Below are 14722 nucleotides of genomic sequence, written 5' to 3' on the forward strand. Positions count from 1 at the left end.
AAAAGGCGATCAACTGATCGCCTTTTTTCTGATGCAAATTCTATATCGCTAGCTGTAATTGCTGACGGGCATTCTCTCGACTGATGCCCGATACCCACTTGCTAGTTGGTAGATCCGTTTGTTCTTTAATGAGCTTGGCGCGTGCTGAGACAGTTTTCCATTGAGCTTCTAGCTTAGGGCCTTTAAAAGCAATGGCCACTACATTGCAATCATGCGACTCCGGAAATAAGAGCACGCGATTATCAAAGGCTTCGCAGATGTTCTTGAGATTGATGTCAAAGCTCTTATGACGTGAAAATAAATTGACTGTCAGAACACCTGGTTCCTTGAGGATGTTGTAGCAACCCTGATAAAACTCCAAAGAGCTTGCTGATGGGCCATCACAAATAGCATCGTATAAATCGATCTGGACTGCATCAAAGGTATTTTTATATTTCAGGCTCTTTACAAATTTCTTGGCATCAGCCTGTAGTGTTTCCAGTCTACAATCATCATCAGGCATTGAAAACATGCTTCTTGCCGACACAATGACGGCAGGATTAAGCTCTACAACAGTTGATTTCACAGCTGGGCAATGAAGGTACGTGAACTTTGTTAAAGCTCCCGTTCCAAGCCCTAATTGCGCAACCCGCATACCGGGTTTGGTTTCCAAAAAGAGAAGCCAGGCCATCATTTGCTGGTTGTACTCGAGATAAATTTCATTTGGGTCACGAATACGCATTGCCCCTTGGATTAGCTCGGTACCAAAATGAAGGTAGCGCACTCCTCCGCTCTCGGAAAAGGTTACCGGCTCCATCAGCATAGATGCTTTAGCTCCACTGGATTTACTTGGTCCAGCGGCGTGCGTTGCGGAACAATCGCAGCCATGGGCTTGCCCCATCAGGAATAGTCAGCCAATCAGTTGGGCACCAGCTCATCTGTACAGCTCTAAATACTCGCTCAGGGTGCGGCATCATGACTGTGAAGCGACCATCTGGCGTAGTAAGGCCTGTTAATCCCCCAGGAGAACCATTTGGGTTCATCGGATAGGTTTGAGTTGGATTGCCCTCGTGATCAACAAATCGTAAGGTTGCCAAACCTTGCTGCTGTAGTAAATCTAAATTGCCCTGCTGGCTGAAATTGGCAAAGCCCTCGCCATGCGCTATGGCGATTGGTAACTGACTGCCTTCCATACCTTGCGTAAAGATCGATGGTGAAGCAAGCACTTCTGCCATCACTAAACGGGCTTCGTATTGCTCTGATTGGTTACGCGTAAATTTAGGCCAAGACTGTGCGCCAGGAATAATTGCAGCAAGATTACTCATCATCTGGCAACCATTGCAAACACCTAAAGCAAAACTATCTTGGCGACTAAAGAATGTTGAAAATTGATCTCGAAGCTGTTGATTAAAGAGAATCGTTTTTGCCCAACCTTCGCCGGCGCCAAGAACATCGCCATAACTAAATCCGCCACAAGCAATGAGGCCTCTGAACTCATCAAGCTTTGCCTTACCGCTCAAAAGATCTGACATGTGAACATCATAACTATCAAAACCAGCCCAATTCACAGCATAGGCCATTTCAACATGGGAGTTAACACCCTGCTCTCGTAAAATTGCCACCTTAGGACGGGCATTTTTTCCGATAAATGGTGCAGCAATATCATCTGCGGCATCAAAGGTGAGTTTAGGTGTCATTCCTGCATCAGAGAGATTGTCTAAGAGAGCAAATTCACTATCAGCGCAAGCTGGGTTATCGCGTAAGCGGGATATTTGATAGCTGGTATTAGCCCACATCTTTTGTAAGACTTCACGGGGCTCTGTAAAGATTTTTTTAGCATCACACCAGATCTCAAGACAGCCATTGTTATTTGGTTTTGCAATGACGTGGCTAAAGGCGCTCAAGCCTAACTTGCGGAGTACTACAAATACCGCATCTCGATCTTCTTTCCGAACCTGAATCACCGCGCCAAGCTCTTCATTAAATAAGGCGCGCATCGTTTGTTCATGACGGCGACCAGAAACTTGCTGTGACCAGTTCTTAGCATCACCATAGTCTGGCTCTTGACCTGCATCAACTGCAATCATGTCAACATTGATCGAGACGCCACAATGGGCTGCAAATGCCATCTCCGCAATACAAGCCAGTAAGCCGCCATCAGAGCGATCGTGATAAGCCAAGAGCTTATTTTCCTTACGAAGCTCAATGATGGCCGCAGCTAAATTTTTCAGATCTTCTGGATGATCTAGATTTGGAACCGCTTTTCCAGATTGATTCAATACTTGAGCCAGAATACTGCCAGCCATCCTGTTTTTACCGCGACTAAGATCAACTAGGATTAACTCGGTATCTAGCGCCGCCCCATCTTGCGATTTGAGCTTTAGCTGTGGAGTTAGCGTCTTACGAACATCTTGCACAGAGGCGAATGCTGAAATAATCAAGGAAACAGGTGCAACGACTTTCTTATCTTGTCCTGCATCTTGCCAAGCTGTTGCCATCGATAAAGAATCTTTACCAACTGGAATTGAAATTCCTAAAGCAGGACACAATTCCATACCAACCGCTTTAACAGAGTCATACAGTTTGGCATCCTCACCTGGAGAGCCGCAAGCAGCCATCCAGTTTGCTGATAACTTGACGTCTTCCAGATGACGTATGTCTGCGGCGAGAAGATTGGTGATAGCCTCACCAACAGCCATCCGAGCTGCTGCGGGAGCATCAATTACCGCTACTGGAGTTCTCTCCCCCATGCTCATGACTTCACCGCGATAGCCTTTGTAATCCATTAGAGTGACAGCGCAATCTGCTACCGGCACTTGCCATGGGCCAACAAATTGATCGCGGGCATTTAGACCACCAACCGTTCTGTCGCCAATGGTGATCAAGAATGATTTGCTAGCAACGGTAGGCTGTTGCAATACCCAGGCAATGGATTGAGCAAGATCGGTATCAGTAACATTGAGCTCATTAAATTGCTGGGCTAGCCGTTGAACATCGCGATGCATCCGCGGAGGTTTACCTAGTAACACCTCCATTGGCATGTCAACGGGCATTGCTGCATCAGCGCCAGTAATTTGTTTGGAGTCAATCAGTTGCAACTGACGTTCTGCTGTAGCCTCACCTACTACAGCAAATGGGCAACGTTCACGCTCACAAAGGGCTTTAAATAGTTCTAAATCTTTTGCTTCAATCGCTAATACATAACGCTCTTGTGACTCGTTGCACCAGATCTCGGCCGGACTCATGCCGCTCTCTTCAAGAGGCACGTTGCGTAGCTTAAATTTGGCACCTAAACCAGCTCCATCAGCAAGCTCAGGGAAGGCATTTGATAATCCGCCAGCTCCAACATCATGAATGGATATGATCGGATTTTTTTGACCCATGGCACGACAAGCATTAATAACCTCTTGCGCACGACGTTCCATTTCTGGATTACCGCGTTGGACAGAATCAAAATCTAAATCCGCAGTATTGGTTCCGGTGGCAACTGAGCTACCTGTAGCGCCACCCATACCAATCCGCATGCCAGGGCCACCGAGTTGAATCAATAAGTGCCCAGCCAAAATTGCTTTCTTGCTAGTATGAATAGCATCAATGCTGCCGATACCGCCAGCAATCATGATGGGTTTGTGATAACCCCGCCGTACGCCATCCAAGGTTTGCTCAAATACACGAAAGTAACCACCCAAAATTGGACGGCCAAACTCGTTATTGAATGCTGCGCCACCCAATGGGCCATCAATCATAATCTGCAAGGGCGTAGCTATACGTTCAGGTTTACCGTACTTTTCGCTTTCCCATGGCAGGTCTGTTCCAGGGATGTTCAGATTAGAGACTGAGAATCCTGTTAAGCCTGCTTTAGGGCGGCCACCTACCCCTGTGGCACCCTCATCACGTATCTCCCCACCAGCTCCTGTAGAGGCTCCTGGGAAAGGGGCAATTGCAGTGGGATGGTTATGTGTTTCAACCTTCATTAAGGTATGAACTAAACGTGTATCTTTTTCGTAGCGGTGATCATCGCCTTGTGGAGCCCAAGTCTCCGATTCACAACCAGCCATCACCGCTGAGTTGTCGGAATACGCAACAATCGTCCCTTCTGGATGCAGCTGATGGGTATTGCGAATCATGGCAAACAACGAACGCTCTTGATCATCGCCATCAATAGTCCAGCTTGAATTAAAAATCTTATGGCGGCAATGTTCACTATTGGCTTGGGCAAACATAATGAGCTCTACGTCACTAGGATTGCGCTTTAGGCGGATGAAATTTTCTGTCAAATAATCAACTTCATCGTCAGAGAGAGCCAGACCAAGCTCTTGATTGGCCTGATCTAGTGCCGCCCTGCCTTGCTCTAGAACCCCAATCCGACTTAAAGGACGATCCTCAAAGGTTTGATATAAAGCATTTGCATCCTCAACCGATTGAACGACAGTTTCAGTCATGCGATCATGAACCGCTGCCAAAACCATTTGCTCTTGAGCTGCGCTTAAAGATTTTTTAGTTTTCCATGAGAACCGTACGCCACGCTCAATGCGCAATACATTTAATCCACATTGCCGGGCAATATCAGTTGCTTTACTAGCCCAGGGAGAGACTGTTCCAAGACGTGGAATGACGACAGCACTTTTTCCAGAGGCAGCGCCTGTAAATGGCTGACCGTACGTTAAAAGGCTGGCTAGAATTTTCTGATCTTGAGCAATTAAGGCTTGCGTCGACCAAATGAAATGTAGATATTGCGCCTCAATAGAATTTAGCTCGATACCTTGATTAGCTAAGGAGGCTAAAAGACGCTGTTGGCGAAAGGTAGATAGCGCGTTTGCGCCAGGTAAAAAATGGAAAAAAGACATCCCTAGATTATAAGGTTTTGCCTACAGCAAGCGTCCGCCCTGGAGGTGCAGTTGGCGCTGGCACCTGCTAGCCAAGGCTGGATCATGGGTGACCAGAACTAGGGTGGAATGATTGGCCTGATTTAGCTCAAAAAGAAGCTCAATCACCCGATTGCCGCTGAGTTCATCTAAACTTCCTGTAGGCTCATCGGCAAATAGAATAGCCGGCTGAGTGATAAAGGCTCTAGCCAAGGCAACTCGTTGCTGCTCTCCACCAGAAAGGGTCTTAGGGAAGTGTTCAAAGCGCTCGCCCAGCCCAACTCGCTCAAGCCAAGCCATGGCAGATGCTTTGGCATTGTCCATACTAGCCAGCTCTGCTGGAAGCATGACATTTTCTAGCGCCGTTAAGTGTGGCAATAATTGGAAGGACTGAAATACAAAACCAACCTGTAAGCCCCGAAGCTTTGCCCGCCCGTCCTCATCAAGGCTATTGAGGTCTTGGCCCATGAGCGTGATGTTACCCTGGCTCGGAAGATCCAGACCAGCCAAGAGCCCTAGTAAAGTGCTCTTACCGGATCCAGAGCTGCCAGTAATGGCTACACTCTCACCAGCTTCTAAATCAAAGCAAATATCGTGCAAAATAGTCAAAACACCATCACTAGATAAAACAGACTTACCTAGGTGGTTTGCACTGAGAACTTTTTCTGTGGTGCTCATAAAAACAGAAAGCAATTTATAGGCTTTTTAGCCTTAAAGTGATTGAATAGATGAATCAAAATAATCTGTTGACCTTTGTATCAAAAAAAGCAATTGCAATAGGCTTATTTTGCCTGTTAATTTCTTTTATCACCTCGGCAAGCTCAAATTCCACTATTTTGGTATTGGGCGACAGCCTCTCTGCTGAATACGGTATCTCCAGGGCCTCTGGCTGGGTCAAACTTCTTGAGGGACAGCTTCAAAAGCAAGGTAGTCAATGGATTGTCTTCAATGCCAGCATTAGCGGGGAAACTAGCTCGGGTGGTCTTGCGCGCATTTCCAACCTACTCCAGCAAAAGAAGCCAGGCATTGTCATGCTCGAGCTAGGGGCGAATGATGCCTTACGAGGTTTGTCTATTGATGAGACTGAAAAGAATTTAAGCAAGATGATTCAAATGAGTAAAAAATCAGGAGCCAAAGTATTGTTATTTGGCATGCAAATTCCACCCAATTACGGCCAAGACTATACAAAGAAGTTTAAAGATCTATACCCTAAACTTGCTAGCCAAGAAGGGATTGAGTTAGTGCCATTTTTTATGGCAGGAGTTGTCAGTAATGCGGATCTATTTCAGCCGGACAATATCCATCCTAATGAAAAAGCGCAGGCCATTCTCTACAAAAACATATGGGGCGCAATGGCCCCATATCAATCACTTCTCAATAGCAAGAAAACAGATTAGCTACCTGCACCTGTTGAGGGTGGCTTCAGTACGTTGATGGTCTTTACCTTTGCGTTATCACGCCAATAAGCCATAAATCCTGCAAACTCCGCCTGAGCTGCTAGTGCTTGTATCTGCTGTGACTGTGCTTTGTGTACTTTTGCATCAACGCCTGCTGGTTGGCGAGTCTGGTCAACTCGATACAAAGTAGTTCCAATACCTGGATTAGCAACGGATACATAAGCAGGCAATTTTTCTTGGCTCACAGACATTACATCATCTAGTGCGCTACCAACTAGGTTTGCTGGCTTATTCCGTGAAACCCAAACCGCAGCTCCAAAGCCAGAGGTGCTCTTTGGGTCTTTTTGAAGCTCTGTATAACGTTCCGCAGCAGCCGCAACAGCCAATTTCTCTGCAGATCGCTGACTGACTTGTCTTCTCACTTCAGCAGAAACCTCTGCAAACGGCAATGTCTGAGCAGGGTGAAAAATGACGACTCTTGCAGAGACAAAAACACCAGGCGAGATTTGCACTGCCTCAATATTACGTTTATTTTTTATTGCCTCATCACCAAATAGCGCTTGAACTACCTTTGGATTGGCCAGAGGGTGATCTCTTGATACACCACTTGGGCCTGAGCGTGTTACGCCCTTTTGATTCTGAATGCTTAACTTTAATTTTTCTGCAGCGGGCTTCAAGCTATCGGACTGGTCATAAGTTATATTAGCAAATTGGTCAGCTTTCTCGTTAAAGAGTTTGGCTTCCTCTTTGGGATCGGCCTTGAGCACAATATACTCAACATCAACGAATTCAGGGCTTGCAAAGAGTTTGGCATTGGCCTGATAAAAGGCTTGTAGTTCTTCTGGCGTCGGATTTACCTTAGATAAATAAGCTTTAGCCTCAAATGGCATAGCTTGTATTTGACGCTCTGTCTCATAAAGCGTAGAAATCATTTCAGAAAGTTTCGGACTGGCTAATTCAGTGCGGGCAACAGAATTGACCAGTTGGCCTATCTTGAGATCAAATGCCTGGCTTGCATAAAACTGCTCTTCGTTGAGACCATTGTTAGCTAAGAGTTGCTTAAAACGCGCGTCATCAAAGCTACCATCTGCTTTATATAAGGAACGAATTTGTGGAATATTTTGTAAATTCTTAACCAGAGCATCTTTGCCAACTTGCAGGCGTAAATCGTTTACCGCAAAACCGAGAATGAGCTGCTGTAGTAACTCGTTCAAAATTGCCTGTCTAAATGGAAGGCTTTGTGCAATCTGTGGGTTACCACCAACACGCTCGGCCTGACGTTTAGCAGCATTATCAACTTCCTGTGCAGTAATGGGTTTTCCATTGATCTTCACAAGATCAGTTTCTTTATCCATGAAACTGGAATAACTAGAGATTCCAAAAAAAGCAAACGATGGAACAATAAACAGCATCAATAAGAGCTGCATCAGCTTTTGGTGTTTACGGATGGTATCAAACATGAATAGGTTCGCTAGTATTAAATATTAACTGTATGAGTGTACTAGGCGGCTGGATTTGAAAGCTTGGACGCCTTGAAACAGGCTCAGAGGAAGTAAACATTTGGTGGGCGCTGACGGGCTCGAACCGCCGACATTCTGCGTGTAAGGCAGACGCTCTACCAACTGAGCTAAGCGCCCCAAACATTACAGAAAGGATTGTAACCTAAGTGCCTAAAAACACGTGTTTCCCGTCAAATCAGCCCCAGATGGAGAGGCAGAAAAGACGGAAAATAACACTACTTTCAGTGCTTGAGAACCTCGCCTGATAACAGCTTCTCACTAGCTTTGCTAGCTTCCGATGCTTTTTTGGCAAGCTCTTCAGGAGTTGGGTCAGGCAAAGCTACCGGCATACGGTCCAATGCAAGCTCTAACACCTTATCAATCCAGCGGACAGGAACAATTTCAATTGCATTCTTCACATTGTCCGGAATATCAATCAAGTCCTTCACGTTCTCTTCTGGAATCAAGGCTAACTTGATTCCACCGCGATGGGCCGCTAAGAGCTTCTCTTTTAAGCCACCAATCGGTAGCACCTCACCACGTAAGGTGATCTCACCAGTCATTGCAACATCTGAGCGAATTGGAATTCCTGTGAAAACAGAAACCAAAGCGGTCGTAATCGCAATACCAGCAGAAGGACCATCCTTTGGAGTGGCGCCATCAGGAAAGTGAATATGAATATCCTTTTTCTCAAACGCCTCATCAGTAATACCAAGAAGCTTGGATCTAGAGCGCACTACTGTACGCGCAGCTTCAACGGACTCTTTCATCACGTCGCCAATAGAGCCTGTACGCGTAATAACGCCCTTGCCAGGCATGACTGCTGCCTCAATAGTTAACAGATCGCCACCAACTTCAGTCCAAGCGAGACCGGTAACTTGGCCGATCTGATTTTCTTTAGCTGCCAAACCAAAGTCATACATGCGCACTGATAAGAATTTCTCAAGATTATCTGCATTGACCACTATTGGGGCGGCCTCTTTCTTTAAGAGTAAAAGTTTCACTACCTTACGGCAAATCTTGCTAATTTCTCTTTCTAAAGAACGAACGCCTGCTTCACGAGTGTAGTAACGAATGATGTTGCGAACAGCGCTTTCTTCAATCTTGAGCTCATCCTTTTTTAAACCATTGTTCTTAGTTTGTTTTGGAATTAGGTAATTCACAGCAATGCTAGTTTTTTCATCCTCCGTATAGCCCGCCAAACGAATAATCTCGAGACGATCTAATAGTGGCCCAGGAATATTTAAGGAGTTCGATGTTGCAACAAACATCACATCTGAAAGATCAAAATCAACCTCAACATAGTGATCTTGGAAAGTATGGTTTTGCTCTGGATCTAACACCTCTAACAAGGCGCTAGCAGGATCACCACGAAAATCCATACCCATCTTGTCGACTTCGTCCAATAGAAATAAAGGATTACGCACACCAACCTTAGTCAGGCTAGTAAGAATCTTGCCCGGCATAGAGCCAATATAAGTGCGGCGATGACCTCGAATCTCGGACTCATCACGCACACCGCCCAAGGCCATGCGTACAAACTTACGGTTGGTAGCGCGCGCAATCGATTGACCCAAGGAAGTTTTACCAACCCCTGGAGGGCCAACTAGGCAGAGAATCGGCGCCTTAACGCGGTCAACACGCTGCTGAACTGCGAGGTACTCCAAGATACGTTCTTTAACTTTATCTAAGCCGTAGTGATCCTCATCCAATACTTTTTCAGCATTGCTAAGGTCATTATTAATCATAGTTTTTTTCTTCCACGGAAGGTTGACTAAGGTATCAATAAAGTTTCGAATCACTGTAGCCTCAGCTGACATCGGTGACATCAACTTTAATTTTTTGTAGCTCAGATTCCGCTTTTTTCAAAGCTTCCTTAGGCATGCGCGCAGCTTTAATTCGCTTCTCGAGCTCCTCAAGATCGGCGCCCTCTTCACCTTCACCTAATTCTTTTTGAATGGCTTTAACCTGCTCATTTAGGTAGTACTCGCGCTGGCTCTTTTCCATTTGACGCTTGACGCGTCCACGAATACGCTTCTCTACTTGCAAAATATCAATTTCGCTTTCGAGATCGGTCAAGAGACTTTCTAAACGCTGTACTACATCGGTCATCTCAAGCAGGCGTTGCTTTTGCTCAAGCTTGACTGGCAAATGAGCGCAGATAGTATCTGCTAAGCGGCTTGGGTCATCTATACCACCGAGCGAAGACAAAATTTCTTGTGGCACTTTCTTGTTCAGTTTTACATACTGATCAAATTGGGCCATGATGGCGCGACGCAAGGCTTCAGTTTCATGAGCATCAATCGCATCGATCGCAGTTGGAGTAGCTTCACAGTTGAAGTAACCCAGGCTGTCTTCAATTTGGCTTACCTCTGCACGCTGCACTCCTTCGACTAACACCTTCACGGTGCCGTCAGGCAGTTTGAGCATCTGCAAGATGTTGGCGATGCAGCCGACCTCATAGAGGTCTGCAATCAATGGCTCATCCTTAGCTGCGGTCTTTTGGGCAACCAAAAGGACATTTTTGCCGGTTTCCATGGCAGCTTCTAGAGCTTTGATAGATTTAGGGCGACCCACAAATAACGGGATCACCATATGGGGGAAGACAACTACGTCTCGTAAGGGAAGTAAAGGTAGTTGAAGCGGTTCAGAGGGTAGTAATAAGTGGCCAGGCATAGGGCAAATCCTCCAAAGTAATCAATCCTCAAAAAGTCTCTAAAAGCAATAAACCACTAAATAAAGACAATATTCATGAGTAGCATACTACCTATATGGGCAGTACTTTTGGAAAATCAAGGGGAAAAAGTGTAAAAAAAAGGGCAATATTGCTTCGAAAACAGCAAAAACCCTGAGAAATTAAGCTTTTTTGCTTAAATCTGCCTTATCAGGATCTTGTTTATAGACTAACAAGGGTTTTCCGCCCTCAGCGATGCTGGTGTCATCAATCACAATCTTCTGGACATTCTTCAGGGACGGCAAGTCATACATGACATCCATCAAGGAGCCTTCCAGGATCGATCGAAGGCCTCGTGCTCCAGTCTTACGGGCGATTGCCTTCTTCGCAATGGCCGCTAAAGCTGCATGACGTACTTCCAGTTCAGCACCTTCCATGGTGAGTAGCGCTTGATATTGCTTTACCAAAGCATTTTTAGGCTCAGTAAGGATCTGAATTAAAGCATCCTCATCAAGCTGCATCAAAGTTGCTACAACGGGCAAGCGACCAATTAATTCCGGAATCAAGCCAAACTTAATTAAATCTTCGGGCTCTACCTCAATCAAGAGATCACTGACTCCTCGATCATCTTTACCAGGAACCGCTGCATTAAATCCAATACCAGTTTTGGCTGTACGCTGTTGAATCACTTTTTCAAGACCGTCAAAAGCGCCACCGCAAATAAATAAAATATTGGTCGTGTCCACTTGCAAGAAATCTTGATTCGGGTGCTTGCGTCCACCTTGTGGAGGTACTGCAGCCATAGTGCCTTCAACCAACTTCAATAAAGCCTGCTGCACACCTTCACCGGAAACATCTCGTGTAATGGAAGGATTATCAGACTTGCGCGAAATCTTATCGATCTCATCAATGTAGACGATGCCGCGTTGCGCTTTTTCTACGTTGTAGTCGCAAGCTTGCAATAGTTTTTGAATAATATTTTCGACGTCTTCACCAACATAGCCCGCTTCAGTCAGTGTGGTTGCATCGGCCATGACGAATGGCACATCAAGCATGCGAGCCAATGTTTGGGCTAAGAGAGTCTTACCAGAACCAGTGGGTCCAATCAGTAAAATATTGCTCTTTGCTAATTCAACTCCGTCCACAATTGCCTTGGCCGGCAATTTAGATTCTTTTTTATCTGCCACTTCAACCGGCTTACCATCTTTATCTAACTTCTCTTTTTTAGGCTTTGGTAAATACTTCAAGCGCTTATAGTGGTTATAGACGGCTACTGCCAAGGTCTTCTTAGCTTGATCCTGACCAATCACATATTGATCTAGGTTCTCTCTAATTTGATGGGGTGTTGGTAAAGAATCATCACCCTCTTCTTTAGGAAGCTTAGCAATTTCTTCTTGAATGATATCAGTGCAAAGATCAATGCACTCGTCACAAATAAATACAGACGGTCCCGCAATCAGCTTCTTGACTTCATGCTGGCTTTTGCCGCAAAAAGAACAATGCAACACTTTATCTGATGTGCTTGGGGTGGTCGTATCGCTCAAAATAGTCTTTATCTAAAAATTAAGGACGCTTCTCAATAACCTTATCGATTAAGCCGTAGTCACGCGCTTGCTCAGCAGACATAAAGTTATCGCGATCAGTATCTTTAGCGATAGTTTCAATTGATTGGCCTGTGCGATCAGCCAAAATCTTATTTAAGCGTTCGCGCAAGTACAAAATTTCACGCGCTTGAATCTCAATGTCAGATGCTTGGCCACGGGCTCCGCCTAATGGCTGATGAATCATGACGCGAGAATTTGGCAATGCATAGCGTTTACCTTTTTCACCTGCGCACAATAAAAATGCACCCATACTTGCAGCCATACCCATGCATAGAGTGCTGACGTGGGGCTTGATGAACTGCATGGTGTCATAAATTGCTAGACCAGCAGAAACCGACCCACCAGGTGAATTGATGTAAAGGGAAATCTCTTTATCTGGATTTTCGCTCTCAAGGAACAACAATTGTGCGATGACTAAGTTGGCTGTTTGATCGTTTACCTCGCCAACTAAGAAAACAACACGCTCTCTTAATAGACGAGAATAAATATCGTAAGCACGTTCACCTCGACCAGAGGTTTCAATCACCATCGGAACCAAACCTAGACCCTTAGGCTCTAGGTTCTCAGACTGAATATGGTTCTGGTTCATTTATGAAGATCCTCTTTAAGATAGGTTTATAGCAGCTTTGATTTAGTTTAACTTGCTTAGCTCTTCAAAGCTTATCGCCTTGTCGCTTACTTTAGCAAGTGAAGTGAAGTGTTTAATCACGTTATCTTCAAGAACAATATTCTCAATATCTTTTAAGCGACTGGGGTTGCTGTAGAACCAACGAACCACCTCTTTTGGGTCTTCATAAGTAGCCGCTTGCTCGTCGATTTCAGCTTTGATTTGGTCTGCAGTAGCAGCCAAGCCCTGCTTTTTAACTAATTCACTAAGAATGAGGCCGAGTCGAACACGCTTTAGTGCCTGGTCTGCAAATAACTCTGGTGGGATCGGGGCGTCTTTAGCATTAGGTAAGCCACGTTGAATGAGATCTTGACGCGCACCTTCAACCAAACGTTCTTGCTCGGAAGATACTAAAGATTTAGGAACATCAAATTCGCACAAAGTATTAAGCTTATCCATAACTTCATTTTTCAATAAAGAAGTAATGCGGCGTTTGACTTCACGATCGAGATTCTCTTTAACATCAGCGCGCATTTTTGTAACGCCGCCTTCTGTAACACCCATCGATAATGCAAATGCATCATCGACTGCTGGTAAGTGTGCCCAGTTCACTGATTTCACTGTAATGGTGAATTCTGCTGTTTTACCAGCAACATCTTTACCATGGTAGTCAGCTGGAAAGCTCAGCGGAAATGATTTAGTGTCACCCGCTTTGAGGCCTAAGCTGGCAGCTTCAAATTCAGGCAACATGCGTCCTTCGCCAAGAACATACTCAAAGTTCTCGGATTTGCCGCCTGCAAACTCAACGCCATCAATCTTGCCAACAAAGTCAATGACGACTTGGTCACCGTTTTGGGCTGCTGCATTAGATCCGCCATCACCATGCTCACCAGCCTCGCCACGTGGGTGGTAATGAACTTGCTGCTTACGTAAAATATCGATTGCTCGATCAATTTCAGCATCGCCAATATTCGTCGTGTATTTAGTAACTTCCGCTTGAGAAAAGTCACCAATCTTCACTTCTGGCAATACTTCGAAGAATGCATCAAAGACAATCTTGTCGGCGCCCAACTCACTCTTAGGCTCAAGACGTGGTTGACTTGCTAATGGAATGCCCTCTTTTTTGCTTTGCTCGTAGAACAGTTCAGAGGCTTTATCGTACTGAAGCTCGAAATCCACTTGCATGCCGTACTGCTTTTCAACCATATTCTTTGGCACCTTGCCTGGACGAAAGCCAGCCAATTTCATGCTCTTGCCAAATTGGGCCAAGCGGGCATCGCGTGCTTTTGCCAAATCGGCACGAGCGAATTCCAAAGTCATTTTGCGGTCTAAGCTACCTAAATTTTCTATCTGCAAAGCCATTTTCATCTCTTCATTAAAAACAGGATATGTGAAGTCCAAGCCGAGTAGCACTTGTGGTGCGAGGAGGGGGACTCGAACCCCCACACCATTTCTGGCGTCAGGACCTAAACCTGGTGCGTCTACCAATTTCGCCATCCTCGCGAATATCCGCAAACACTGCCAAGCTTAAACTTCACTCTAAAGACCGTAATTCTACAATGCTTGGGGTTTTAGAGGATCTTTAGGCCTTGTAGAGCAATGCTACAGCGTGTACTGCAACGCCCTCACCCCTGCCAAGATGGCCCAGGGATTCATTGGTTTTGGCCTTTAGGTTTACGTGGCTAGGGGTCACTGAGAGGTCAGTGGCAATATTTCTGACCATTTCTGGCAAAAAATCCGCCAATTTGGGCTTTTGACAAATGATCGTGGCATCCACATTCCCAATTTGAAAGCCAGCAGCCTGCACCTTTTGCAAGGCTGCCCGTAGCAAGATTCGGCTATCCATGTCTTTAAATTGTGGATCAGTATCCGGAAACAACTGGCCAATATCGTTTAATCCAGCCGCACCTAGTAAGGCGTCAGTTAGTGCATGCAGCAAAGCATCGGCATCAGAATGGCCTAATAATCCTTTTTCATACGGAATATGTACGCCACCAAGAATCAGTTTGCGATCAGCTACTAGAGTATGGATGTCGTAACCCTGGCCAATGCGAAATTGCGGAACATGAGCGTTACTTTGTGTCATAAATATTCTTT

At 45.4% G+C, this 14722-nt stretch carries 9 protein-coding genes, 2 tRNA genes and 1 pseudogene; 1 reads left to right on the plus strand and 11 read right to left on the minus strand.

Annotated features, from left to right (window positions below):
* Positions 1 to 40: 40 nt before the first annotated feature.
* From CBI31_RS09245 to CBI31_RS09255, 3 genes are read right to left on the minus strand one after another with little or no spacing between them, the layout of a single operon-like run.
* Positions 41 to 880: a spermine/spermidine synthase domain-containing protein gene (locus CBI31_RS09245; protein ID WP_240553903.1), complete on the minus strand. Its 840-nt coding sequence runs from the start codon at positions 878 to 880 to the stop codon at positions 41 to 43.
* On the minus strand, positions 825 to 4826 hold the full coding sequence (gene purL, locus CBI31_RS09250; protein ID WP_088526124.1) for a phosphoribosylformylglycinamidine synthase: 4002 nt from the start codon (positions 4824 to 4826) through the stop codon (positions 825 to 827). Before purL ends, CBI31_RS09245 begins: the two co-directional genes overlap by 56 nt.
* 21 nt (positions 4827 to 4847) lie before the next feature.
* Positions 4848 to 5522 (minus strand): ABC transporter ATP-binding protein, encoded by a 675-nt coding sequence (locus tag CBI31_RS09255; protein WP_088526125.1) that lies wholly within the window; start codon positions 5520 to 5522, stop codon positions 4848 to 4850.
* A gap of 50 nt (positions 5523 to 5572) precedes the next feature.
* Here CBI31_RS09255 and CBI31_RS09260 point away from each other — a divergent pair, with 50 nt between their 5' ends.
* Positions 5573 to 6241, plus strand: coding sequence for an arylesterase (locus CBI31_RS09260; protein ID WP_088526126.1), 669 nt, complete (start codon positions 5573 to 5575; stop codon positions 6239 to 6241).
* Here CBI31_RS09260 and CBI31_RS09265 read toward each other — a convergent pair.
* The 8 genes and pseudogenes from CBI31_RS09265 to ispF all read right to left on the minus strand — a co-directional run bounded on the left by CBI31_RS09265 (position 6238) and on the right by ispF (position 14711).
* Positions 6238 to 7701: a peptidylprolyl isomerase gene (locus CBI31_RS09265; RefSeq protein ID WP_088526127.1), complete on the minus strand. Its 1464-nt coding sequence runs from the start codon at positions 7699 to 7701 to the stop codon at positions 6238 to 6240. The genes CBI31_RS09260 and CBI31_RS09265 overlap by 4 nt on opposite strands.
* Before the next feature lie 101 nt (positions 7702 to 7802).
* Positions 7803 to 7878 (minus strand) — tRNA-Val (locus CBI31_RS09270).
* Positions 7879 to 7982: 104 nt separating this feature from the next.
* A pseudogene (lon, locus tag CBI31_RS09275) lies at positions 7983 to 10416 on the minus strand (endopeptidase La).
* A 180-nt stretch (positions 10417 to 10596) separates the two neighbouring features.
* Entirely contained in the window at positions 10597 to 11958 is a 1362-nt protein-coding gene (clpX, locus tag CBI31_RS09280) for an ATP-dependent Clp protease ATP-binding subunit ClpX (RefSeq protein WP_088526128.1), read from the minus strand.
* A 19-nt stretch (positions 11959 to 11977) separates the two neighbouring features.
* Positions 11978 to 12607 carry an ATP-dependent Clp endopeptidase proteolytic subunit ClpP gene (gene clpP / locus CBI31_RS09285; protein ID WP_088526129.1) on the minus strand — a complete coding sequence of 210 codons (630 nt, stop codon included), beginning with the start codon at positions 12605 to 12607 and terminating at the stop codon, positions 11978 to 11980.
* A 42-nt stretch (positions 12608 to 12649) separates the two neighbouring features.
* Entirely contained in the window at positions 12650 to 13987 is a 1338-nt protein-coding gene (gene tig / locus CBI31_RS09290; protein WP_161491199.1) for a trigger factor, read from the minus strand.
* A 54-nt stretch (positions 13988 to 14041) separates the two neighbouring features.
* Positions 14042 to 14128 (minus strand) — tRNA-Leu (locus CBI31_RS09295).
* A gap of 79 nt (positions 14129 to 14207) precedes the next feature.
* Positions 14208 to 14711 carry a 2-C-methyl-D-erythritol 2,4-cyclodiphosphate synthase gene (ispF, locus tag CBI31_RS09300; RefSeq protein WP_088526131.1) on the minus strand — a complete coding sequence of 168 codons (504 nt, stop codon included), beginning with the start codon at positions 14709 to 14711 and terminating at the stop codon, positions 14208 to 14210.
* Between the last annotated feature and the right edge of the window lie 11 nt (positions 14712 to 14722).

Source organism: Polynucleobacter campilacus (assembly GCF_002206625.1).
GTDB classification, from domain to species: domain Bacteria; phylum Pseudomonadota; class Gammaproteobacteria; order Burkholderiales; family Burkholderiaceae; genus Polynucleobacter; species Polynucleobacter campilacus.

Excerpts from the sequence above, each read along its gene's own strand:
- CBI31_RS09245 (WP_240553903.1), bottom strand. The coding sequence starts at position 880 with ATGGGGCAAGCCCATGGCTGCGATTGTTCCGCAACGCACGCCGCTGGA.
- purL (WP_088526124.1), bottom strand. The coding sequence starts at position 4,826 with ATGTCTTTTTTCCATTTTTTACCTGGCGCAAACGCGCTATCTACCTTT.
- CBI31_RS09255 (WP_088526125.1), bottom strand. The coding sequence starts at position 5,522 with ATGAGCACCACAGAAAAAGTTCTCAGTGCAAACCACCTAGGTAAGTCT.
- CBI31_RS09260 (WP_088526126.1), top strand. The coding sequence starts at position 5,573 with ATGAATCAAAATAATCTGTTGACCTTTGTATCAAAAAAAGCAATTGCA.
- CBI31_RS09265 (WP_088526127.1), bottom strand. The coding sequence starts at position 7,701 with ATGTTTGATACCATCCGTAAACACCAAAAGCTGATGCAGCTCTTATTG.
- clpP (WP_088526129.1), bottom strand. The coding sequence starts at position 12,607 with ATGAACCAGAACCATATTCAGTCTGAGAACCTAGAGCCTAAGGGTCTA.
- tig (WP_161491199.1), bottom strand. The coding sequence starts at position 13,987 with ATGGCTTTGCAGATAGAAAATTTAGGTAGCTTAGACCGCAAAATGACT.
- ispF (WP_088526131.1), bottom strand. The coding sequence starts at position 14,711 with ATGACACAAAGTAACGCTCATGTTCCGCAATTTCGCATTGGCCAGGGT.